The organism is Nitrospira sp. BLG_1 (assembly GCF_047338595.1).
GTDB lineage: Bacteria > Nitrospirota > Nitrospiria > Nitrospirales > Nitrospiraceae > Nitrospira_D.
Genome location: NZ_JBLFBO010000005.1, coordinates 75,826 through 98,115, shown reverse-complemented (window position 1 = coordinate 98,115; position 22,290 = coordinate 75,826). Strand labels below are relative to the sequence as shown.

At 55.1% G+C, this 22,290-nt stretch carries 19 protein-coding genes and 1 pseudogene; 8 read left to right on the top strand and 12 right to left on the bottom strand.

Annotated elements, in window-relative coordinates; translation table 11 throughout:
• Positions 1-215: 215 nt before the first annotated feature.
• Positions 216-422, bottom strand: coding sequence for a hypothetical protein (locus ACMTNU_RS06985; protein ID WP_413934513.1), 207 nt, complete (start codon positions 420-422; stop codon positions 216-218).
• A gap of 540 nt (positions 423-962) precedes the next feature.
• Between ACMTNU_RS06985 and ACMTNU_RS06980 the strand changes: the two genes are divergently transcribed.
• Positions 963-2,189, top strand: coding sequence for a trypsin-like serine peptidase (locus tag ACMTNU_RS06980; RefSeq protein WP_413934512.1), 1,227 nt, complete (start codon positions 963-965; stop codon positions 2,187-2,189).
• A 208-nt stretch (positions 2,190-2,397) separates the two neighbouring features.
• Here the strand turns inward: ACMTNU_RS06980 and ACMTNU_RS06975 are convergent.
• A pseudogene (locus tag ACMTNU_RS06975) lies at positions 2,398-2,562 on the bottom strand (Hsp20/alpha crystallin family protein); the annotation flags it as partial.
• 119 nt (positions 2,563-2,681) lie between these two features.
• Between ACMTNU_RS06975 and ACMTNU_RS06970 the strand changes: the two are divergent.
• Both ACMTNU_RS06970 and ACMTNU_RS06965 read left to right on the top strand, forming a co-directional pair.
• Complete coding sequence (locus ACMTNU_RS06970; RefSeq protein ID WP_413934511.1) at positions 2,682-2,969, top strand: type II toxin-antitoxin system Phd/YefM family antitoxin; 288 nt, start codon at positions 2,682-2,684, stop codon at positions 2,967-2,969.
• Positions 2,966-3,394, top strand: coding sequence for a putative toxin-antitoxin system toxin component, PIN family (locus ACMTNU_RS06965; protein ID WP_413934510.1), 429 nt, complete (start codon positions 2,966-2,968; stop codon positions 3,392-3,394). The genes ACMTNU_RS06970 and ACMTNU_RS06965 overlap by 4 nt, the downstream gene beginning before the upstream one ends.
• 145 nt (positions 3,395-3,539) lie before the next feature.
• Here ACMTNU_RS06965 and ACMTNU_RS06960 read toward each other — a convergent pair whose 3' ends face one another.
• A complete protein-coding gene (locus ACMTNU_RS06960; protein WP_413934509.1) occupies positions 3,540-3,989 on the bottom strand; it encodes an Hsp20/alpha crystallin family protein in 450 nt (149 codons plus the stop codon).
• 293 nt (positions 3,990-4,282) lie between these two features.
• Positions 4,283-5,416: a citrate synthase gene (locus ACMTNU_RS06955; protein ID WP_413934508.1), complete on the bottom strand. Its 1,134-nt coding sequence runs from the start codon at positions 5,414-5,416 to the stop codon at positions 4,283-4,285.
• A gap of 180 nt (positions 5,417-5,596) precedes the next feature.
• Here ACMTNU_RS06955 and ACMTNU_RS06950 point away from each other — a divergent pair, with 180 nt between their 5' ends.
• The gene (locus tag ACMTNU_RS06950) at positions 5,597-5,989 is read left to right on the top strand and encodes a hypothetical protein (protein WP_413934507.1); all 393 of its coding nucleotides are present in this window, start codon (positions 5,597-5,599) and stop codon (positions 5,987-5,989) included.
• A 227-nt stretch (positions 5,990-6,216) separates the two neighbouring features.
• Here ACMTNU_RS06950 and ACMTNU_RS06945 read toward each other — a convergent pair whose 3' ends face one another.
• Positions 6,217-6,585 (bottom strand): hypothetical protein, encoded by a 369-nt coding sequence (locus ACMTNU_RS06945; RefSeq protein ID WP_413934506.1) that lies wholly within the window; start codon positions 6,583-6,585, stop codon positions 6,217-6,219.
• A 150-nt stretch (positions 6,586-6,735) separates the two neighbouring features.
• On the opposite strand from ACMTNU_RS06945, the gene arsC reads away from it, so the two are divergent.
• The gene (gene arsC / locus ACMTNU_RS06940; protein WP_413934505.1) at positions 6,736-7,086 is read left to right on the top strand and encodes an arsenate reductase (glutaredoxin); all 351 of its coding nucleotides are present in this window, start codon (positions 6,736-6,738) and stop codon (positions 7,084-7,086) included.
• A 329-nt stretch (positions 7,087-7,415) separates the two neighbouring features.
• Here arsC and rnd read toward each other — a convergent pair whose 3' ends face one another.
• From rnd to ACMTNU_RS06925, 3 genes are all read right to left on the bottom strand, one after another.
• Positions 7,416-8,621 carry a ribonuclease D gene (rnd, locus tag ACMTNU_RS06935; protein ID WP_413934504.1) on the bottom strand — a complete coding sequence of 402 codons (1,206 nt, stop codon included), beginning with the start codon at positions 8,619-8,621 and terminating at the stop codon, positions 7,416-7,418.
• A gap of 13 nt (positions 8,622-8,634) precedes the next feature.
• Positions 8,635-9,264 (bottom strand): J domain-containing protein, encoded by a 630-nt coding sequence (locus ACMTNU_RS06930; RefSeq protein WP_413934503.1) that lies wholly within the window; start codon positions 9,262-9,264, stop codon positions 8,635-8,637.
• Positions 9,265-9,366: 102 nt separating this feature from the next.
• Complete coding sequence (locus tag ACMTNU_RS06925) at positions 9,367-10,818, bottom strand: NAD-dependent malic enzyme (RefSeq protein ID WP_413934502.1); 1,452 nt, start codon at positions 10,816-10,818, stop codon at positions 9,367-9,369.
• A 217-nt stretch (positions 10,819-11,035) separates the two neighbouring features.
• Here ACMTNU_RS06925 and ACMTNU_RS06920 point away from each other — a divergent pair, with 217 nt between their 5' ends.
• From ACMTNU_RS06920 to ACMTNU_RS06910, 3 genes are all read left to right on the top strand, one after another.
• A complete protein-coding gene (locus tag ACMTNU_RS06920; RefSeq protein ID WP_413934501.1) occupies positions 11,036-14,716 on the top strand; it encodes an aldo/keto reductase in 3,681 nt (1,226 codons plus the stop codon).
• 34 nt (positions 14,717-14,750) lie between these two features.
• Positions 14,751-15,317, top strand: coding sequence for an OmpA family protein (locus tag ACMTNU_RS06915; protein ID WP_413934500.1), 567 nt, complete (start codon positions 14,751-14,753; stop codon positions 15,315-15,317).
• A gap of 134 nt (positions 15,318-15,451) precedes the next feature.
• Positions 15,452-17,005 carry an HD domain-containing protein gene (locus ACMTNU_RS06910; RefSeq protein WP_413934499.1) on the top strand — a complete coding sequence of 518 codons (1,554 nt, stop codon included), beginning with the start codon at positions 15,452-15,454 and terminating at the stop codon, positions 17,003-17,005.
• Positions 17,006-17,584: 579 nt separating this feature from the next.
• On the opposite strand, the gene ACMTNU_RS06905 is transcribed toward ACMTNU_RS06910, so the two are convergent.
• From ACMTNU_RS06905 to ACMTNU_RS06890, 4 genes are all read right to left on the bottom strand, one after another.
• The gene (locus ACMTNU_RS06905) at positions 17,585-18,013 is read right to left on the bottom strand and encodes a tetratricopeptide repeat protein (RefSeq protein ID WP_413934498.1); all 429 of its coding nucleotides are present in this window, start codon (positions 18,011-18,013) and stop codon (positions 17,585-17,587) included.
• Positions 18,014-18,051: 38 nt separating this feature from the next.
• Positions 18,052-19,458: an AAA family ATPase gene (locus tag ACMTNU_RS06900; RefSeq protein WP_413934497.1), complete on the bottom strand. Its 1,407-nt coding sequence runs from the start codon at positions 19,456-19,458 to the stop codon at positions 18,052-18,054.
• Between the two features lie 234 nt (positions 19,459-19,692).
• Entirely contained in the window at positions 19,693-20,520 is an 828-nt protein-coding gene (locus tag ACMTNU_RS06895) for a CpsD/CapB family tyrosine-protein kinase (RefSeq protein ID WP_413934496.1), read from the bottom strand.
• Positions 20,521-20,535: 15 nt separating this feature from the next.
• Positions 20,536-22,260 (bottom strand): Wzz/FepE/Etk N-terminal domain-containing protein, encoded by a 1,725-nt coding sequence (locus tag ACMTNU_RS06890; protein ID WP_413934495.1) that lies wholly within the window; start codon positions 22,258-22,260, stop codon positions 20,536-20,538.
• Positions 22,261-22,290 lie beyond the last annotated feature (30 nt).

Genomic DNA, 22,290 nt, shown 5'->3' with positions numbered 1-22,290 from the left:
GCGCCCTGCTAACGATCAGGAACATGCATAGCATAGAAGAATTGATCCGTGACGAGTGTGGAAGATGCAACTATACTGGGCCGACGGGTTAGATGGGCATCCACCTAAGATATACATTTTACTCACAAAATGCCCCAGGAGTACTCATGAATGATTGCATGCGCCGATGCTGAGAACGGCCTCTTCGCACGATCCGCTATTGGCCTAGACCTCTTCTACAAGCCCTGGTCTTTGATACCCGCACGGTGACCGGCAGCCCCAATCCCACCGTCAACGGCACCTACCACACCACGAACCACGCCGGCGGAGCAACCTTCCGGATGAATTTTTAACTGATGTGCCCTCTGGTTGAGACTACTCAGCCATCGCAGTGATACCCACGAACGCCCGGGCCGATTCATACCAATCGTGTTCTTGCTCATAACATTTCCTGCAAACTTCCGCTTGCGAGCAACCGTCATCGCAAAACCAAACAGACCTTGCCACTTAAACTCAGGACGCTTTAGACACTCTTGAGCTCACCGAGCAGCATCAGCCTCAGTCAATACCGCATCGCCCCCTCCTAACCAGCCATCACCTGCATCCCTCCAAGGGGCTTCCCTCGCTGATCGAAAACATTTACACTATTGAAATTACGCAGGACCTTGAGCAGAACCAATGTCCTCGCTTGTGGCATCTCATCGCGTCATCGAGCATGCCACGAGACATCGGCTATTTGTGCAATGACTCTCGCTGTTCACGGCAAGACCTCCTGCATCCTTGCCAAACCCACTGCATCCCCTTACGGATTGCCTGGTGATCGATAGATTCCCACATGAGCAAGCGATACCTGCGAGGGGCGGTGCGTCATGCAGGACCCCCAGAACGAATCATTCAAACGAGATAATGTAGCTCAATGTGCAACGATGGGTGTGGAACACACGACGTACATAATCGCGGCAGCTTACAAGAAGGAGAAGCAGATGAGGCAAGGATTATCTTCTGTCACACGACTGATCACAATACTTGGATGTACCCTGACCATCGTGTCGACGTCCGTACAGGCTCAAGAGATCATCCACAAAGGCGGCGCGACAGGGGTGAAGGTCACTCCAGGGAATACACAGAAGCTCGACTTTATCACAGCCAGGGTACGTACCCTTCCCAAAGCTCCTATGAGCGTCTCTGCACAGGCGGAACAGGATCTCATTCAAAATCTGGTTAATCAATTCCACTCACCCGCTCAAGCCTCCGCCGATGGCGATATCGGTGAAGCCCCTGGATTCGAAGGTGATGGGATCACCGATCCTGTCGAACTTGGCACTCCGCTGCTCACAGGTGATCCCCAGGAGGGGCTGGATTTCCAATCCCAACAGTTCGGCCAATCCAACTATCCCTTTACAACCGCACGAGCGGATCTTGCTTCAGGTTTGACGAAAGTTCCGACTCCGACGAATACGATGTATCCGTATCGGGCGACCGGCAAACTGTTTTTCACAATCGGCTCCGACACATTTGTGTGCTCCGGCTCACTGATCAAGCGAGGCCTGGTTGTGACCGCGGCTCACTGTGTCACCGACTATGGAACGAGAAAACTCTTTACGAACTTTAAATTTATCCCGGGGTATCGACAAGGACAAGCTCCCTACCGCGTATGGGCCGCATCTCGAGTATGGGTCCCAACCAAATATTTCAACGGTGCGGCAACTCAATGTGCTCCGACGGCTCCCGGTGTGGTCTGTAAGGATGACGTCGCAGTCATCGAATTAGCTCCCCAGACAAATCCCACCTATCCCGGCACAAGTACTGGGTGGTATGGCTACAGGTGGAACCAGTGGGGTTTCACCAGTGCGGGCCTCACGCAAGTGACGCAACTCGGCTATCCCGTCGCCCTTGACGGAGGACTCTTGATGCAAAGAACCGACTCACAGGGATTTGTCGCATCAGCCACACTCATGAGCAACACAATCATTGGGTCTTTGATGACAGGCGGGGCAAGCGGAGGGCCATGGCTCAACAATTTCGGGATTCAGCCCGTGGGCACCGGACCAGCAGGCACCTATGCCACTCCCAATATTGTGGTAGGAGTGACTAGTTGGGGCTACACCGATGCCGCGATCAGGCAGCAGGGAGCCAGTCCGTTCTCGAGCTCGAATATCGTGACATTAGTCAACAACGCCTGTGCCGGCTCCGACCCACGTTGTTTGTGAGCGACAGACTACGGAATGATGGAGACAGCGAGACTGGCAACTACTCTGGTTGCTTTCGACGACCAGCCTCCTGAAGCGGTGGCGGGATCTCCCCAGGAAATAGGGAAACCACGTCTTTTTGACGAGGATGGCGCTATTGAGAAGTGAAGCGAAAACGGCCCGCCTGGAAAGGCGGGCCGTTCGTGTAGAAGAACCTCTTTAAACCAACTTACGCCACCCTCACCTCGATGGCCTTCGGTTTCGCTTTCTCCGACTTCGGCAGATGGAGATTCAGCACTCCATCCTTGAACTCGGCCTTGACTTTCTCCTCATCGATCACATCGGGTAGCGAGAAGGTCCGGACAAAGCTCCCGTACAAGTGTTCGATCCGATGAACCGGATCCTCTCCATTTTCTCATGAGGCTGCGTTTCGGAACACCCGCCGGAATGAAGGGTTCCGTTTGACCATCTGCTTTCAATCGTGTACTCTTTCGTCACACACTAGAGGACGTTATGAAATTTATTACGGTCAGAGAATTGCGGGGACGTTCAGGCCAAGTCTGGAACAAGCTCGCCCGCGAGCGAGACATGATCCTGACCTCGAACGGCAAGCCCATTGCCATTCTCACCGCCGTCTCCGAAGAGACGCTGGAAGAATCACTTGCCGCAGTACGGCGTGCCCGAGCAGTGGCCGCTGTGGAACACCTGCAGCGCCAGTCAGTTCGGGCCGGTACCGATAAGTTGTCACCCGCAGAGATCGCTACTGAAATCCGGGCATCCCGCAAGGCGCGCCGGCGGTGAAAGTAGTGGTGGACACCAATGTCCTGGTGGCTGGGCTTTTATCTCCGTTCGGCCCTCCCGGTGAGATCGTTCGGATGATCGCGTCGGGTGCCCTGTGCGTCTGCATCGACGCCAGAATTCTGACGGAATATGCCGATGTCCTGACCAGAGCTAAGTTTCACTTTGAGCCCGAACAGGTTCAGACACTGCTCGAACAGATCAGAATGGATGGAATCGGCGTGGCAGGCATTCCTCTCGCAAGCCGACTTCCTGATCCCACAGATGAGCCATTCTTAGAGGCAGCGCTCGCCGGTGACGCCGTCTGTGTGATCACAGGAAACTCAAAACACTTCCCTATAACGAAACGGCAGGGGATGACCGTGGTCTCACCGGTCGAATTCCTCGACCTCTACCGAAACCAGTCTCGACGACGGAAGCGACCGTAACAGAACACGCCAACCGCCGTCATAGTGAAGGAGCGAGTCAGTCACCCTCCCTAGCCGCCATGGTCGGAACCGGATAGTTCGACAAAAACACAATAGCCCACCTCGGGAGGCAGGCTATTGCTCTCAGAACCCAATTGGACCCAACTTACGCTACCTTCACCTCGATGGCCTTCGGTTTCGCTTTCTCCGACTTCGGCAGATGGAGATTCAACACTCCATCCTTGAACTCGGCCTTGACCTTCTCCTCATCGATCACATCGGGCAGCGAGAAGGTCCTGACAAAGCTCCCGTACGAGCGCTCGATCCGATGGTACTTTTTCCCCTTCTCCTCCTTCTCGTATTTCCGCTCACCCTGGATCGTGAGCACGCCGTCCTCCAGCGTCACCTTCACGTCCTCTTTCTTCACATCGGGGATTTCAGCTTTGATCTGATACTCCCCTTCTGTCTCACTGATGTCGACCGACGGCGTCCAATCCGCCACGACCATGGTTTCCTTACCAGTAGTACGCGGTGCGGCCGGACGAGCAAACATGCGATTCAACCGATCTGACACTTCTTCTAACTCTCGAAATGGATCCCATCGTACGAGCGTCATAGCACCCTCCTTTATTAAACTTCTGGTTGTTTGCGCTGGCGCTGCGCCGATTCACCTGCTTGGTCAAAAGATAAATCTATCCAGCGAGAAGTCAAGAGTCTGGACGGGCGCCTGAGTTTGAGATTTCAGGCACGAGTTTCAGATTTCGAGTTTCATGTTATCGGAAAACCTTAAACCTGAGACCTGAAACTTTGAACTTCAGATCTGAAGCTTGAAACCATTGGGCCAAACCGCTACATGTGCGTGGAAGCGACGCGAGAACGCCCCAAAAGGACTGTTGCACCATACTCAGGCTACCGCCGGTCGATCGGCACGTAGGGCCGGTTATGCTCGCCCGCATAGATTTGGTCTGGTCTAAATAGTTTATTTTCTCGCAACTGCTCTAACCAGTGGGCCAACCAGCCCGACACCCGTGCCATGGCAAAGAGCGGCGTAAAAAGATCGACATCGATTCCCATCTTGTCGTAGATGATGCCGGAGTAGAAATCGACGTTTGGATAGATACTCTTCTTGTTCAGTGATTCACCAGCCGTCCGTTCAACCTCCACCGCAACGTCATACAGGGGGGAGCTGCCGCACTCCGTGAATAACCGCCGACAGAGCTCTTGTAGGACGGTGGCCCGAGGATCTTTGACCTTATAGACACGATGGCCAAACCCCATCAGCTTCTTCTTATTCTGCAGTGCTCGCTCAACATATGTCCGTGCGTTCTCAGTCGTGCCAATCTCCTTCAGCATCATCACCACTTCTTCGTTCGCTCCTCCGTGCAGAGGCCCCTTCAGGGCACCGATCGACGAAGCCACGACGGTATAGGGATCGGCAAGCGTGGACGCCGTGACCAGCCCGGTAAAGGTGGAAGCATTCATGGTGTGTTCAGCATGAAGAATCAGACAGTCATCGAAGATTTGCGCCCATACTGGCGGCATGACTGACTCGGTCAACATATACAAAAAGTTTTCGCTGAACCCGAGATCATCCCGTGGCGGAATGGGATCGTCACCATGACGCAGGCGCGCCCAGGCCGCCACGATCGTCGGCAGCTTCGCCACGAGCCGGACAGCGCTCCAATAGTTGTTCTCGACGTCCTTGACGTTGCGACCAGGATAAAACATCCCGAGTGCCGCCACGGCCGCCTGCAGCGCATCCATGGGATGTCCTGTTTCAGGAAGACACTTCAGTAGATCGATGATGCGAAACTTGATGCGCCGATGATGGGTGACATCGTCCGTCCATTCTTGAAATTCGCTCTTCGAAGGCAGATGGCCGAACAGGAGGAGATAGGTTGTTTCCAGGTACGATGAATCGGAGCAGAGCGTTTCCACTCGAATCCCACGATACTCCAGAATCCCACGCTCACCGTCGACATCGCTGATTGATGAGGTGGCGGCCGGCACTCCGGCAAGACCTGGCATGAAATCATGTGGCATAAGGCCTCCCTCAGACGTAACAACAATAGATGAATGCGATCGGTCTTCTTAACATCATACCGAAATCACCGCGATGCGTCATTCTTGCAATGGACCATGCTGCTTGGCATACTTCAGCTAGCAATACACCGTCACCAACGTGGACAGCCGGCAAGATATGGGAAGGGGATTCGGACACAGATGAACCGAGCGACCATCCTCATGGCGAGCCCTCTTCTCCTCGTCGCAAGCCTTGCGCCAACATTGCCCGCCTCAGCGGAAGAAGGTGTCCTTGCCTTCGCCGTCGTAAGCGAGGTTCCAAAGGACAGGACACGAGTTCCGGCCAAAGTGGCCATCGAGGGATCGGTCACCGACATGACACTGCTGGCCTCCGATCAGATCTTGTCGAATTTGGCCTGGAAGCAATTAGAATTCTGTCATGCCTTGAAGCTGGAAGGATACAAAACCCCTGAAGGGTTTCGCGTCCACACCGTGCGCGCCATTGACGGCGCCATGTTACCGATGGTCCTGCAAGGGCTTGAAGGAGATTGTCTGTTGAAAAAAGCCTTGGATGTTGGTCCCTTTGTCGATTAACATCACTCAGGATACTGAACACTACTTCAGCGATTCGTTCTTGCATCACGTTCTGAAGGTGTGAAGCGGTTTTGGCAGACGGGTTCGCGTTCCGGATGCGGAGTTCAGAGTTTCAGGTTTTCCGACAACATGAAACTCGAAACCTGAAACTCTGGTCATGAAACCCGAAACTCTGGATCGAAGGAACAGACGACGGGATACGAACCAGCGGCCGGAGGCGATGCCGATCAGACCGTACAGTCTGGGCACTGCTCAGGCTCATGGTCGGACTCACGTTCTTCGAGCGTCAATGGGAACAGCATGTCGCAGGATCGGCAGCGACGGATCTCAAAGTAGGGAACCCCCTGGTCATCGATTTCGGTCGGAAGGAGGAGCTCACTCGGATCATACCCTACCAGCGCTTCATCACTGAACTTCACGACAGCGAGGCGGTCGTTGAAGGCCTCAAAGGCAGCTTCCTGACCTTTGCGACTCAACACATGTCCCTGGACAAATACCGGCTGTCCCCTGCGTTTGATACGAAGGTCTTTGAGGGTTCGTTGAGAGGACATGGCACAGGCAAATTGGCCGGCGGAACTGGTTCCAACCCAGGGCATAGCAGAACCCTCTTTCAAGTTTGACGGTTGAAGTTTCAAGTTGTTCAGAAACCCAACACCCGAAACCGCAATCTTGAAACCTGACTGGTTGGGATCTACCACGGACTCAAAAACAACGTCAAGGCGGACACGTTTAACCAAGGAGGTATTATGGCGGACATCACGATCTATCACAAACCGACGTGCACAACCTGCCGACAGGCAGTGCAACGGCTCAAGGACAGCGGCAAGCCCTTCACCGCCATCAATTACTACGAACAATCGTTCACAAAATCTCAACTCAAGAAGCTGCTCAAGAAAGCCGGACTCTCTCCCCGAGATGTCCTTCGTACCAAGGAAGAGATCTATCAGGAGCTGGGGCTCTCAAAAAAGCAGCTGTCCGACGATGAGTTACTTGATCTGATGGTCCAATACCCGGATCTGATTCAACGACCGATCGTCGAAAAAGGAGAGCAGGCGATTCTGGCACGGCCGGCGGAATCGATCGAGAAGCTTTTGTAGCAATGGTGGAACCCCACGGCTTACCAGCCGTGGTCGCTGTTTTGTGTCTTCGGCGGAACCCGCCGAAGCGTGTCCTCCTTCGCCAAGGCTTCGGCACGCCGCCCATAGGCTCTGGCCGACGGGTCGGAGGACACCCGCTGCGCATTCCTCCACAGCTTGGCAGCTGTGGCTTCCTGCGTAGGTGGGTGAACCGATCCTCCAGCTTCAGGGAAGGTCAAGGCTGAGGCTCAGCTTCAGCAGATCCCCACGCATAACCTCAAACCTTCGCCTGTTCGGTTTCACTCGCTGCAGCCTTACCGGCCAACCATTGTCGGCAGACTATGAACGGCTTACCGATCGGTGGTCGGTTCGGAGGGCGACCATCGAATCGCGCGTGTGGCTGGGTCAACGGTAAAGGCCAGCTTCCCATCCAACGCCCCGAGCAAAAGATCTCCGACCAAGATTCGTCGCCACCCCTTGAGGAGCGGGAGATCCAACGTCGCTCGGTTGACTTTGGCATCGACTAACTCTTGAAGGTCGGACGTCGTGGCTAATAGGGTCGGCGCGATCTCTTCCTGCAACGCTCGCGCCTTTACGATTGCCTGCAGCAACTCCACCAATCCATTGAATTCCGGCTCGGGTTTGCGCTCTTTGTTGAGCACCGGCCAGGCTGTCGACGGAAGCGCGAGCGCGGCCTGAATCGTCGCAAAAATCGACTCTCCATTCCGGTCAATCTCGGAACCGTGAAGCCCTCTGACTTTGCGCAACTCATCCTGGTGCCGCGGCGGATGCCGCGCCAATTGGAGCAGGACTTCATCCCGGACGACTCGGCTTCGAGGCACATTGCGCCGCTTCGCTTCGCCTTCACGCCATGCCGCGAGTTCCCGAAGAACAGCGGCTGCTTTCGGCTTCAGCTGATCCCATCCCCGTATCCGTTGATAGCGTTCCTGCGGTTCCCGTCTGGACTCGCCGACTGCCCCTTCCAGACGCGCGAACTCTTCGTGGACCCACGGCAACCGGCCGAGTTTGGATAACTTGGTCTGCAGATGGTCATGAATCGCCAATAGAAACGTCACGTCTTCCAATGCATAGGCCAGTTGATCGTGAGACAGCGGGCGTGCACTCCAATTGGTGAATGTATGGGCCTTGTCCAATCGTCTCCCATGCACCCGTTGAACAAGATTGGCATAGGCAACCTGCGGGCCAAAACCCACCATGGCTGCGGCGATCTGAGTATCAAAGAAAGGTTTCGGTATCTGGCCGGCATGGACCGCAAAGAGATCTAGGTCTTGTCGCCCAGCATGCACAACCTTCTGAACCTGCTCATCGCAGACGACTTCCCAGAATTCATCGAGGCCCCCTTCCGACAAGACCGCTGGAAAATCGATAATAGCTGCCGTCTGTTCGGTCGCGACCTGGATCAGCTCCAGCTTGGGAACGAAACTGTCTTCCCCGACAAATTCGGTGTCCAAGGCCAAGCGGGGACTGTCACGGAGTTGCCGGCACAACTCGCCGAGCTCACTGGCACTCGTAATATACTGTGGTGGAGTGGACATTATCCCTGATATATCATTCCGATGGGTTGTAGGGACGATCCGGCGGTCGCATCGGTTCTGTGTTGCTCAGACTGAGATATTCCTTGAGGAATTGATAGGCTTCCAACATCCGGCGTAGTTCTGGTTCAGAACTACGATCACCGTTGTTGGCATCCGGATGCAGCTGCTTGGCCTTCGTCCTGAAGGACGCCGTCACATCCGCCAGCGAGCTCCCAAACTCAACTCCCATAATGGCATAGGCATCCACCGCGTTGTTCACTCCTGCCGGATTCTCCGACAAAGGTCCCGCTCCGCTCGCGGCTTTCAACATGTCGGCCAGACTGACCCGCTTGCGCCGCCGTCGCGGGCGTTCCCGAATTTCACTATCGAACTCATCCCAGCGATCCTCGACGAACTCCAACCGTGACTCCAACCGCATGGCGCCGCTCAGATCCCGAATGACCTCCAACTCTTCTTCAATTTCGACCAGCGACTTGATGACCTCCTCCAGGCCATGTTCCACCTGAAAAAACCCGTCCACCCGTTCTTCCATCATGGTCTCGACCGCCACGTCCAGACTCTCCTCGGTTTTTGCGCGCAATGACCCGATCCGCTTTTGCATCCCTGTTCGGAACTTCAAGAATTTCGCGGTTGAGAACGGCATCGCACTCCCCTGATTTCCAAGGGGCGCATTCTACCACAGGGGATGCGCCGGTCTGAAGGCTCAAGAAGCCTTGCAAAACCAGCCCGATATAAGAAAACGAAACTACTCAGGGAGAGGTGGCTCATCCGCTCGTGCCCGTCTTCTGGCGACACCGCTCGCGCGAGCTGCGGCCGCCACGGCCCGCGCAACCTGGGGAACGACTTCCTTATCGAAGACACTGGGGATAATATAATCCTCACCTAGCGTATGCTCCGGAATCACATGGGCGATGGCCTGGGCCGCCGCCAACTTCATGGCCTCATTGATCTCACTGGCCTGCACATCGAGCGCCCCGCGAAAGATTCCCGGAAAGGCCAGTGCATTGTTGATCTGGTTCGGATAATCCGAGCGTCCCGTGGCAAAGATTGCGCTGTGGGCGCTGCCGACTTCCGGAGGCACTTCCGGATCCGGGTTTGCCAACGCAAAGACGATTCGATCCGGTACCATCAAATCGAGATCGTCCGCCGTCAGCACGTTGCCGACAGACAATCCGATGAAGACATCGGCACCTCTTAACGCATCACGCAACGTACCCTTCGGATGGTCCCTGGTCAAACAGGCACGAAGATCGGCTCGGCATGCTCGAAGTTGCTCAGCTTCCCCGAGGAGGATGATCCCCTCCTTGTCACAACCCAGTACATGCGCCGCACCGGCCGCCAGCAAGATGCGACAACAGGCCGTACCAGCTGCACCAAGCCCATTGACGACGATCCGAACCTGATCCAGTTGCTTGCCCGTGACCCGGAGCGCGTTCGTCAACGCAGCGAGTAATACCACCGCCGTGCCATGCTGATCGTCATGCATCACAGGGATATCGAGGATTTGCTTTAACTTCTGTTCAATTTCGAAGCAACGCGGTGCGCTGATGTCTTCCAAATTGATCCCGCCAAATCCAGGAGCAATGCCCTGGACGATTCGGACAATGGCATCCGGCTCTTGCGTACTCACACAAATGGGCCAGGCATCGATCCCGGCAAGCTCTTTAAACAGCATCACCTTGCCTTCCATGACCGGAAGAGCCGCCTCCGGACCAAGATTCCCAAGCCCCAGTACAGCCGATCCATCCGAGACAACCGCGACACTATTGCCCTTACTCGTAAAGGTATAGACTTTGGACTTTTCTTTTGCGATGGCCTGAGAAACCCGTCCCACTCCCGGCGTGTAGACCATGGACAGCACGTTCCTGGTACTGATCGGCACTTTACTGCCCACCCGAATCTTGCCTCCAAGGTGAAGGAGGAAAATCCGGTCGGAAGCCGATAGTACGGTGACATCGGGCAACGCATTCAACCGTGCTAAAACCTTTTCACCGTGTTCTTCATTCTGGACGTCGAACGTAATGTCCCGCACCATGCGCGTCTTGGTCGCCGACACCAGGTCGACCGCCCCGAGATTCGCCTGTTCCTCCGCTAATAGCGCCGCAACGTGTGCAAAGATTCCTGGTTTATTCGCCAGCTCCAGTCGCACCGTCAAGCGGTAGTTCGAATATGGGCCGATCTCGCTCATAGACACCATAGGGCTCCCCTTCCTCCGATGAAGCCTACCACAAACACGTCGTTCATGAAGCGTAGGGTGGGAAGAAATCGTTATCTTGTTCTGGGTTCGTAAAATGCGATTCACGCTTCACCGTTCGACATACTCACGGCCCTGAGTCCCGTCGAAGGGCGAGAGACGTTTCGCCTGCGTCTCATCTCCGTTGACGCTCTTCTCATCACGATGCTAGGTTGAGCTTATGTCATCACCTTATACCGAAAAGAAACCGAATCGACTCCTTCACGAAACCAGCCCCTACCTGTTGCAGCACGCCTACAACCCGGTCGACTGGTACCCCTGGGGGCAAGAAGCGCTGCAGCTCGCGAAAGAAAAAAATCGTCCCATTCTCCTCTCCATCGGATATTCCGCCTGCCACTGGTGCCATGTCATGGAACGGGAATCGTTTGAGAACCAGGCCATTGCGGAACTCATGAATCGCTGGTTCATCTGTATCAAGGTCGATCGGGAGGAGCGACCCGATCTCGATGAGATCTATATGGCCGCCACAATCGCCATGAATCATGGGCAAGGTGGGTGGCCGATGACCGTCTTTCTGACACCTGCGCAGCAACCGTTTTTTGCCGGCACGTACTTTCCCCCCGAAGACCGTTGGGGGCGGCCAGGCTTCGGCTCCGTGTTGAAGAAGATTGCCGACTATTGGGAGACACACCCCTCAGAGGTCCTGGAGCAGGCTCAAGAGCTGACCGCGCAGTTGCAAGGCTCACGTCAGCAGATCTCTCCAGTCTCGATCAGTGAAGCAGTCATGGAAGAGGTAGTGATTCAGTTTAAAGACGAGTTCGACGAGACCCATGGAGGCTTCGGAACGGCGCCGAAGTTTCCCCCCGCCACGGGATTATCATTGCTCCTTCGCAGCCATCGACGATCGGGCGATGCTCACACACTTGCCATGGTCACCAAGACTCTCGATATGATGGCAGCCGGTGGGATCTACGATCATGTCGGTGGCGGCTTCGCGCGCTACTCAACGGACGCCCGATGGCTGGTCCCTCATTTTGAAAAGATGCTCTACGACAACGCGTTGCTGGCACGTGTGTATGTCGAAGCCTACCAAGTCACCAAGACGCCACGCTATCGTGACGTGGCGTCTGATGTGCTTAATTATATCTGCCGTGAAATGACCGGGCCTGATGGTGGATTCTACTCCTCGACTGATGCCGACTCAGAAGGTGAGGAAGGAAAGTTTTTTGTCTGGACTCCGACTCAGGTTCAGGAAGTGCTCCGGAACGACGAAGACAGTCGGCGATTTTGTGCCTTGTACGACATCACGAAATCAGGCAATTGGGAACACACAAGCATCCCCAATCGTCTCCAACCCATTGAGGACGTGGCGAGACAACTCCAGCTCACACCGGATGAGCTCCTGAATACCGCCTCACGGGTGAAGCCCCTGCTGTATGAAGCCAGGCGGCAGCGCGTCCCTCCCGGACTTGATGACAAGATCATCACCTCATGGAACGGGATGATGCTCTCAGCCATGGCTGAAGCCGCGCGAGTCTTTGGCGACGTTCGATATCTCCGACACGCTACCCAGACAGCCGACTACTTACTCCGACACCATACCAAACCTGATGGACGCCTCTTCCGCACCTCACGAGCCGGCCGCGCACATCTCGACGCCTATCTGGAAGACTATGCCTACCTGGCCGAAGGCCTGGTGGATCTCTACGAAGCTGGCGCCGCTGAATCCTATCTCTTTGCCGCCGCACGATTGGCCGACTACTTGATGACAGACTTTCGGGACGCGGAGCAGGGCGGATTCTTCACCACGGCAAAACAGCACGAAGCGCTCATCCTGCGTCACCGCGAGGGTACAGACGGTGCGACGCCAAGCGCCAACGCGGTGGCAGCATCTGCCCTGGCTCGACTGTCCTTTCACTTTGATCGAGACGACTGGCGCCGTGCTGCGACCGCCGCAATGCGTGCCTACGGCCGGCAGATGACCCGCTATCCCCGTGCATTTGCCAAGAGTCTTGCGGTCGTTGACTTTTTGACCGAAGGTCCGGTGGAACTGGCTTTTATCGGTAATGCCGTGCAGGGATCGCTTAGCTCGCTTCAACAAGCCGTGGCCCAATGCTATCTGCCCAATCGCATCATCGCGGCAAGCTCACCATTGACACCGTCATCCTTGCCTCTTTTGAAAGACAGGCCAACCGTTTCCGGTATGCCCAGCCTCTACATCTGCCGAAATTACACCTGCCGACAGCCGATCACAGACCCTCGTCTTGTGACGGAGGCCATACAAGCCGATCAGTCCACCTCCTTGAACGTACAGAATGAACCAAGGATGCTGAGCGGCGCCCGGCTGCCGGGACAAGCGACCACACAGGGTACAGCGACTTACGCATCCCGTATACTGTCGCGGAGCGGACAGGCTAATCTGGCACAGGGGCTGACGCCCCTCGGTACGACAGGCCTCACCACGACAAGGATTGGGTTTGGCACCTATCGGGTCGACACTCAGCATGCTGAGCATCGGGCTGCTCTCATACAGGCTCTACGAACCTCGTGCAACCTCATCGACACCTCTACAAACTACACGGACGGAGACAGCGAACGGTTGGTGGGCTCCGTGCTGGCCGAACTTGTTGCATCCGGTGAGGTTCAGCGCAATGAGATCATCGTGGTCTCAAAAATCGGGTACATCCAAGGACAGAATCTGAAGATCGCCGAAGCGAAGGAACGGACTGGACACCCGTACCCCGACATGGTGAAGTATGGGGATGGGATTTGGCATTGCATTCATCCGGAATTCTTGGCGGACCAGCTGACATCATCACTGGATCGCCTTGGGCTGACTACGCTCGACATCTGCCTGCTTCATAATCCGGAATATTTTCTCTTGGAGGCCAGGCATCGCAGCGTTGCAGATATCGAGAAGCTGCGTACCGAGTTCTACGATCGCCTGCAGCGAGCCTTTGCCTATTTTGAGACCCAGGTGGCGGCTGGACGTCTTCAATACTATGGTGTATCCTCGAATACCATCGCATCGTCCGCCGATGATCCAGAAGGGACATCCCTCTCGCTCATGGTGCAAGCAGCTGAAAAAGCCGCACGCTCTCTCGGAGCATCTCCCCACCACTTTCAGGTCGTACAGTGCCCGATGAATCTTTTCGAATCAGGGCCCGCCACACAAGCCAATACAGGCCCATCATGCGCACAGACCGTTCTTGCCTATGCCCGTCAGCACAACATTGCCGTGCTGGTGAATCGGCCGCTGAACGCCATGGTGGCACGGAACAAGATGATCCGACTCGCGGAACTTCCCGTTGAGGACACGTCGATTGCGCTCGATCAGCAACTGAGCACCATCGAGGCACTTGAGCAGGAATACCTGGCCTCCCTGGCCCCACATATCCAATCGACTGGAACCGAGATGTCGCCGAGCGACTACTTCAATTGGGCCGGGGAGCTGCGCGGTATCCTTCCACAGATTCAAGGGCTCGAACATTGGGAACAGCTCGAGCATCACATGATTGCTCCCCGAGTGAATCGGATTCTCCAACTGCTTTCGCGCCAGCTCTCCGGGACTACGGCTGAACAGTGGGAACACTGGCGGCAACGCTATATTCCTGAGTTCCTGACTCTTCTCCGTGCATTCAGGCATGAAGCAACCCTGCGGAGTCGAGCCCAGACCGAACAAATCACCCGCGCCATTGCTCCGCTCTTGCCGGACGCACCGCGCGCTGCCTCTCTCTCCCAGAACATGTTCTGGATACTCAGCAGCACACCTGGAGTGACCTGCGTCCTCAACGGCATGCGAACGCCATCGTATGTTGAGGATTCATTAGCCGTCTTGAACTGGACACCGATCAGCGAGCTCGGGCCGATCTATGAAGCCGCACACGCACTCCTCCAGTGACGGTCGGCATGCCCTTCACTCAAAGGCAGACCATATGACACCGGTACGCAGTGTAACGCTCGTCAGCCTCTTCGGCCTTACCGTTCTGCTGATGCATGGATGTTCTTCTAAATCAGGCTCCCTCATCGGACAAGATCTGCGTGGGCAGGAAGAACGGATCGCTGAACCAGCGATTAAGGAGATCCCCCCGAATGATGCCCACCTCACCGGCTCACGTACACATCCTGCCATGCAGTCTGAACTGACGGCACGAAACGCCACTGGCTTGGATGCCGGAATGTTGGCCGACATCTTGTTTGACTTCGATCAAGAGGCCATCCAGGGGGACGCCCTCCACGTCCTGGAGTCCGATGCAAAACAGCTGCAGCAAGACAGTATCACCCGGCTCATCTTGGAGGGGCGCGGCGATGATATCGGCACATCCGCATATAATCTCGTGCTGGGCGAGCGTCGGGCCAAGAACGTCAAGGCCTATCTTCGACGACTCGGTGTCCTGACAGACATCTCAACCACCAGCTACGGCAAAGACCGTCCGCTCTGCTTTGAACACAGCAGCGAATGTCGACAAAAGAATCGAAGTGTTCATCTGGTCGTCCAGTAGACCATCGGATAAAACTGCGCTGCGCCACGCCGGCAGACTCTCCCGCGATTGTCACACGTTGTTCACACTCCGCTTCTTGACAGACCCCTTGTTGTTCATTAAGGTCCCTACTGGCTTGCAAGAGAGGTCGTGTCGTGTCCAAACTTGCCGTTATCGATATCGGAACAAACTCCATTCACATGGTGCTGGCAGAAATCCTACCTGATGCCAGCTTCAAAATCCTGGATCGGTTCAAAGACATGACCCGATTGGGCAACGGCGTGTTCGCCACCAGGCGCTTGTCCGACGAATCCATGGCTCGTGCGATGAATGTACTCAAGACATTGGTCACGCTCGCCCGCAACAAGGGGTTCGAGCGTATCATCGCTGTGGCGACCAGCGCGGTGCGTGAAGCTCAAAATGGCGGCGAGTTTGTTGCGATGATTCTGGAACAGATCGGCCTACGAGTACGTGTGATCAGCGGGGTGGAAGAAGCCCGGCTCATCTTTCTCGGCGTCAAACACAGTATCGCCCTCCCGGACGGACCGACGTTGGTTGTTGATATCGGCGGTGGATCGGTCGAGTTGATCGTGGGGAATCGAGATGGCCTGATGCACGGCACCAGCCTCAAACTGGGGGCAATCCGGCTCACCGAGCAATGCCTCCCGAAGACACCGCCATCGCAAGCCATGATGCGGACACTCGCAACCCTCGTCACGACCCATCTCCGTGACGCCATTGGATCCTTTAAGATGAAGAACTTTCACTCGCTGGTCGCCACCTCAGGCATGGCCGGCAACGTGGGCGAGGTCGTCCATCTTCGTCAAACGGGTCGGCCGCTTCCACAACACAACCTGGCAACCGTTCTCTTGAAACATATCCGAAGCCTTGAAGCTGAGCTGGCCCGTTCATCGGTGAAAGACCGTTTGGCTATTCCAGGTCTGGATCCCAAACGAGTCGATACCCTACTGCCCACCACCGTCGTGCTTCGATGCCTGCTCGAACTATCCGGTCTTCAGCAGATCACGCTCTGTGACAAGGCCATTCGAGAGGGAATCATCTATGACTTTATCGCCCGTCATCGCGAAGGATTGAAGGCCGAACAGGATTTTCCTGACGTCCGCCGTCGAAACGTAATCGGTCTGGCTCGGCGCTGTCATGCCCCGGAGAGTCATTCGCTCCATGTGGCTGATTTGGCCTTACAGTTGTTTGACCAGACCAAGCGCGAGCATCACCTCGGAGACCAGGCACGTACCTGGCTCGAATATGCCGCCATCCTGCACGACGTGGGGTATCATATTAATCCCAGACAACATCACAAGCACGCGTACTACCTCATCAAACACAGCGATCTTGGTGGGTTGACGGCTGAAGACATTGATGTGGTCGCCAATATCGCTCGCTACCACCGACGGTCTTTGCCGACGCTCAAACACGAAGAATTCACTAGCCTGCCGCCTCGCCTCCAACGCACTGTCAAGATCCTAGCCTCGCTGTTGCGAATCGCGGATGGGCTCGACCGGACCCATTTTTCGCTGATCCAACGCCTGCAGGTCAAACTTGGGAAGCTGGTTACCATCGAGGTGCAGCTCACGGGCGACGCAGAGATGGAACTCTGGGCCGCGAAGAGCCGAGCCGATCTTTTCGAACAGGTCTTTCGCCGGCGGGTTCAATTCACCGGCGTACCGATGGAAATCCGGAAATCATAACACAATCCGTGCTGCTCAAGACCACGCCGTACCCGAGAGGTAAACTTCTTTCGTTTCTCCAAAACCAGGCACCTACGTTCAACACCAAGGCCCTGCCTTCCTGACCACACTCAACCGACTTCCCTGCCGGAGTCACACACCCCAAGGGTCTGCAACAGTCCAGACTGCTTCCATCAGCGCAGCCACGCTTGTCCGAATTTGACACCATCCCATAGTTGGAACTCTGAAAACAGTGTATTGAACGACCTCACCGTGGTTGAAACGAAATGCATGTTATACCAACCGCCGGAGTTCAGCTGCTCCCCGCCAGAACCACTCCAAGCAGAGGCACCTGAAATCCTTTATATGCTTGGGAAAACCAGGAGGAAGACAATGACTCAGCAGATATCGACCACATTACTTGCGATCGTTCAAGAGCCTCAGCAGATCTAACTGGAGGACCTTCCGTCATACCGACCTGAATGAACCTGGAATCAAATACTCCTGCCCGCAGATGATCTCATCCGCCGGAAACTCATGCGCTTGCAGCGGCGAGAATCTGATTGCCAAATGTAGACACCTGCAAAGTTTACCTGGGCATTAATTCTTTTTCGTACCGACAGCCGGACGCCTGGTACTCAAACGCGCAATCCGTACTGTCACATCTCGGTAGTCCGGATCTTCCCGTCGAATCCACCGATACGCTTCGAGTGTTTCCGCAACACGCCCTAATGATTCCAGCGTGCGACCGAGAACATACAGGATCTGCACGGTTTCCTTTGATGAGGCCGTCGTCACATTCAGCGCCTTTTGAAAGGCCGGAACAGCCTCTTCATAGCAACCAGCCAGTTTATAGCAAAGTCCGATCTGTGCATACGCCTTCAATGCCAATGCGGCCTCGACAGCAGCCATTTCAAACTGGTCGATCGCAGCCTTATGCAGTCCAGCCTGTTTGAGCGCAAGTCCTCGCTCATAGCGCTCCGCAGGACTGACGGACAGATCGGAGATATCCTGTGATGAATCAGACATGAAGGTCTTCGAGGATCACACTGAATGGTGGAACACACTCACTTGTGGCTGCCAATAAGAAACCGCTGCACATTGTCAATCATTCCACTGAACCAAGAATGTCTGGCTGGAGCCTGCCCATCAACTTTCTCCGATCGCTTCGAAGACGTTCCCGGTTGTCTCAACCGACTGGGAACATCTCTATAAGATGGAGTGGACTGATTGATCCGGTCATACACCTCTCGAGCCTGATCGACCTTTCCAACGGATTCAAGACTGCGCCCCAAACAGTAGAGGACATCCGTGATCTCGTTCGGCGGTGCCATCGGATCATCCAGAGCGGTGCAAAAGGCTTGGATCGCCGCCTGAGGCTCCCGCATCTTGACATAACAAAAACCGACCTGCGCATTGGCCTTGAACCACAGGGACTTGTCCCTGGCAGCTGCATGAAAGAGTTCCACGGCCTCTTTGAATTGCGCGTGCTCTTTTAAGACCATGGCTCGTTGATAGCTCTCCTCCGAAGACTGACTCAAAGCGGCTTCGGAAGGTTCATCGACAACCAGCTCCAATGAGAGCGTTCGGCTGGAACCTTGGTGTTCCGCGGGCTCGTCCGGGGCCGATGCAAGAGCAACTAATTCCTCCGTGGCAGCGAGCGGGAGAATTCGCCCCTTGATCCTGTCAATGGCGGCCTGAGCGACCAACTTTGCGGTAATGGTTCGTGCTTGTTCAGCGTATCCATAGGTCAGGGTAATATCTGCGACTTGATTAATCAGTCGTGGATTCCCTTGGCTCAAGCGATGCACAAGCGCACAGGCCTGATCGGTAAAAAGCGTAGGACGCCCACCCGCGACATGGAGTCGATGGCGAATACAATTTGCCGTATCGGTTTCCGATAATGGTTTGAGATGATAGTCGACGACAATCCGTTGGGCGAATTGAGTCATATCGATCCGTTGAAGCAGCGTATAGAGATCGGGCTGACCCGAGAGGATGATTTGCAGTTTTAATGCCCTCCCATCGTTCATATTCGACAACAATCGCAACTCTTCAAGCAACTCGGCCCCCAAACTTTGAGCTTCATCTATGACGAGAATGACGCGTCGAGACCGTCTCGACTCTTGTGACAGAAACTCAGAAAACAGGTGGTAGGCTTCGATAGGATCAAGCCGTTTGGCGCTTAATCCGAGGGACAACAGAATCCATGGCAAGAGCTGCTCGATATCATATCGCGCATTGGTCACCAGCCCAATTTTGTGCCGGGCACCATGCTCAGCGATGAGCTTCTGGAGGAGGGAGGTCTTCCCGACACCGGGATCACCCGTCAGCACCATAAACGGGGCCTCACTCAGAATGCCATATTCCAATAGACTATACGCCGCCTGATGTTCTGTGCCTTGATAGAGGAAACTGCTGTCCGGCAGGAGGGCGAATGGTTTTGTCTTGAGCTGATAGAAGGATTCGTACATAGAGGTCAGCCGCTCTAGCAGTTTACTGAAACACTTGGTCATTCCCAAACAAGTCGCTGGAATGTTGCCTACAGGAACGCCTCTCAACAACTTCAGGATGCTCAGAAATGGCTTCCAGCAAGGCCGCAGCAAGCGAAGAGGTGAGGCGTACGTTCCGGTACGTTGAGCCTCTGAGCGATGCGAGAACGCCGCTGGCGGACGTTTTCAGCATCCTGCTAGACACGCCGGTGCAGGTTAGGTAGCCAACATGGCTTTCATGTCCGCAAGGGTCAAGGACGATCGTCCAGCCTTATTGAGGACCGTCCCTAGGACCGGCCGTGAGTGCTTGACCAATGAGAGGGCACGCTGCAATTCCTCGCCCGTGGTCTTTCCCTCCTCAACGACCATCAGAAGCGCATCCGTGTACGGAGAGAACGCCAAGACATCAGCCGTATGGAGCAATGGAGGGAGATCAAAAATCACGACTCGAGAGGGGTAGCGATGCTTCAACTCCTCCACCAGTGCAACCATCTTCGGGGCGGTCAAGATTTCCGTGGAGTTCGAGATTGCCCGCCCTCCTGGCAACAAGACAAACCGCCCGATCCCAGGGTGCAACAACAAATCCTCAACGGGGTGATCATCAAGCAGGTAATCGGCCAGACCAAGACAGTCTTTCAAGCCAAAGACCTGGTGTACTGTAGGATCCTGAAGATCAGAATCCACCAGCAACACAGTCTGCGTTGTTTCCATGGCAAGACTGACCGCCAAATTGACGGCCGTCAACGTTTTCCCTTCTCCATACCCGGGACTCGTTACACCGACGACATTCCATCCGTTTTCCCGAAGCCGCTGTGTGACTTGGGTTCGAAGGATTTTATAGGCGTCGACGAATGCCCCCTTCTTGTGTGCGGCCATCACGCGATGCCCACGCAAAACCGTGTGTGGAATGCTCAGCGATCTGGTCTTGGTATACGTAATCGGAGGCGGTACCGACTGGGTGGCCGCTCGCCCCGAGGTCTCACTACGAATAGAAGAACCCCTGTAGTCCTTATACAGATCTAGTGCGGCACGGATACGATCCATACATAGCCTTCCGGGTTACTCCACTCCAAACCGTCTCAATGCAGAAAACCACAGGACATCCAATGGGGTCACAAAGACATGTACCAATACAATTGCCGTCGCGACCATGCCGACTCCCGCAGTTTGCACGACCCGTCGCCTGAGCTTGACGTGGGACAAGTCTTCTTCATTCGGCATGAATGGAATCACCGCAAGGGGAAACTGTTGCGTCAGGGCGACAAGCTGTTCGGGGGTCCGGATGGAATGGTCAAGTGCTTCCGCAGCCGCGCCTACGCCGATTCCCCCGCCCACTGCGAGAAGGAAGCCAAGAAGAACGATTGCGAATCGATTAGGTTTATAGGGTTTCTCGGGAAGACTGGGCGGGTCAATGAGCGAGAAGCGTTCGCCTTTCCGCTGAACCTCCAATCCCTCAGACACCTTTGCTTCCAACAATCTGGAGCGAATTTCTTGATACTTTTGTCCGGAGGTATCTCGGTCTCGCATCAGTACCAAATACTCCGGCTCAATCTCAGGCCCGCGCTCCAGCCTGGTCGCATACCCTTGTAGCCGTCGTTTGATATCGGTACGGGTATTTCGGAGTGCCTCCAACGAAGACGTCACGGAGTTCAACTGGGCCTGCAGATTGATATAGGCCGGATTCTCGGGCCGTTGATTGACAACCTTCCGTGGCACGCTTCCAAGTCGAGACACTTCCTGTTCAAGTCTTGCGATTTTTCTACGAGCCTGGAGTACGTCGGGATGCTCGGGCCCCAATCGTTCCGAATCCGCTGCCAGCGCAGTACGTGCCTCGGTAAGCCGCTTCGAAGCTTCATCGGCATCGGATGTCTCCCCTGCCTCTTTCTCCAACGCTTCGATTTCCTGTTTCATCTTCACGATGTCAGGATGCTCAGGAGATAGATTCGCGGTGGCGCCGGCATATTCAGCACGCAGAGCGCGCAACCGTTCCGTCGAATCGAGAATACGCTCCCCGGTCACGGATAGGATGGGAGTATTCGGCTTCACTGTGGCCAATTCCCCTTCAAGATAGGTTTTGCGTTCTTCCAGGCTCCGAATCTGCTGATCGACATCCATCGATTCACGTTCGGCCTGATTCAGCAGTTGCTGATTCAACGGCATCAATTCCGGGAGCGCTCCCTTCGCTCGGTGTTTGAACGATGCGATACGTTCATCGATTTCCTTGATATGACGTGCAAGGTTTTCCGCTTCCTGCTGAAGAAACGACGTGGCCTCCTGCGCCTGTCGTTCACGGCTCTTCAAGTTCTCTCCCAAAAATAAGCTTGTCAGCTCATTGGCCACCTTCTGAGCCAATTCAGGAGTTCGGTTTTGATACGACACGGTAAAGGCAATGGTTGCCTTAGTGGCATGTTGCGTACGCTTATCCACAACATCCGCACTGATCACTTCAACTTCAATATCCTTGATGAATCTCTTCACAATCTCTTCTGCCGGTGTATTTTTGCGAAGGTCCTGGTACAGATTAAATTGCTCGACCACTTTCCAGAGCGTTGTTCGACTCATCACTTGTTGTTTGATCGTCTCAATCCGTTGGTCGGCATAACTTGTAATGGTCGACCGAACAAGATCTGATGGAATTTCCTGTTCTTCGATCAGGATCGTGGCCGTGGACTTATACGTCGGTGGCCAGAAGAACGCCAAGAGCAACGACGCCATCAAAAGACCGAGGCTGGTGAGGAGAACGAGCTTGCGACGCCGATGAAACGCCGTAATGTAGTCCTTCACGCTCATGACTCGCTCGGAATGCTGTCCGGA

What these genes read in the sequence shown, in the direction of transcription:
- ACMTNU_RS06925 (WP_413934502.1), bottom strand. Translation starts at nt 10,818, where the DNA reads ATGGTGTCTATGAGCGAGATCGGCCCATATTCGAACTACCGCTTGACG.
- rnd (WP_413934504.1), bottom strand. Translation starts at nt 8,621, where the DNA reads ATGTCCACTCCACCACAGTATATTACGAGTGCCAGTGAGCTCGGCGAG.
- ACMTNU_RS06980 (WP_413934512.1), top strand. Translation starts at nt 963, where the DNA reads ATGAGGCAAGGATTATCTTCTGTCACACGACTGATCACAATACTTGGA.
- ACMTNU_RS06930 (WP_413934503.1), bottom strand. Translation starts at nt 9,264, where the DNA reads ATGCCGTTCTCAACCGCGAAATTCTTGAAGTTCCGAACAGGGATGCAA.
- ACMTNU_RS06905 (WP_413934498.1), bottom strand. Translation starts at nt 18,013, where the DNA reads ATGTCTGATTCATCACAGGATATCTCCGATCTGTCCGTCAGTCCTGCG.
- ACMTNU_RS06895 (WP_413934496.1), bottom strand. Translation starts at nt 20,520, where the DNA reads ATGGATCGTATCCGTGCCGCACTAGATCTGTATAAGGACTACAGGGGT.
- ACMTNU_RS06920 (WP_413934501.1), top strand. Translation starts at nt 11,036, where the DNA reads ATGTCATCACCTTATACCGAAAAGAAACCGAATCGACTCCTTCACGAA.
- ACMTNU_RS06985 (WP_413934513.1), bottom strand. Translation starts at nt 422, where the DNA reads ATGAGCAAGAACACGATTGGTATGAATCGGCCCGGGCGTTCGTGGGTA.
- ACMTNU_RS06900 (WP_413934497.1), bottom strand. Translation starts at nt 19,458, where the DNA reads ATGTACGAATCCTTCTATCAGCTCAAGACAAAACCATTCGCCCTCCTG.
- arsC (WP_413934505.1), top strand. Translation starts at nt 6,736, where the DNA reads ATGGCGGACATCACGATCTATCACAAACCGACGTGCACAACCTGCCGA.
- ACMTNU_RS06945 (WP_413934506.1), bottom strand. Translation starts at nt 6,585, where the DNA reads ATGCCCTGGGTTGGAACCAGTTCCGCCGGCCAATTTGCCTGTGCCATG.
- ACMTNU_RS06955 (WP_413934508.1), bottom strand. Translation starts at nt 5,416, where the DNA reads ATGCCACATGATTTCATGCCAGGTCTTGCCGGAGTGCCGGCCGCCACC.
- ACMTNU_RS06970 (WP_413934511.1), top strand. Translation starts at nt 2,682, where the DNA reads ATGAAATTTATTACGGTCAGAGAATTGCGGGGACGTTCAGGCCAAGTC.
- ACMTNU_RS06915 (WP_413934500.1), top strand. Translation starts at nt 14,751, where the DNA reads ATGACACCGGTACGCAGTGTAACGCTCGTCAGCCTCTTCGGCCTTACC.
- ACMTNU_RS06960 (WP_413934509.1), bottom strand. Translation starts at nt 3,989, where the DNA reads ATGACGCTCGTACGATGGGATCCATTTCGAGAGTTAGAAGAAGTGTCA.
- ACMTNU_RS06950 (WP_413934507.1), top strand. Translation starts at nt 5,597, where the DNA reads ATGAACCGAGCGACCATCCTCATGGCGAGCCCTCTTCTCCTCGTCGCA.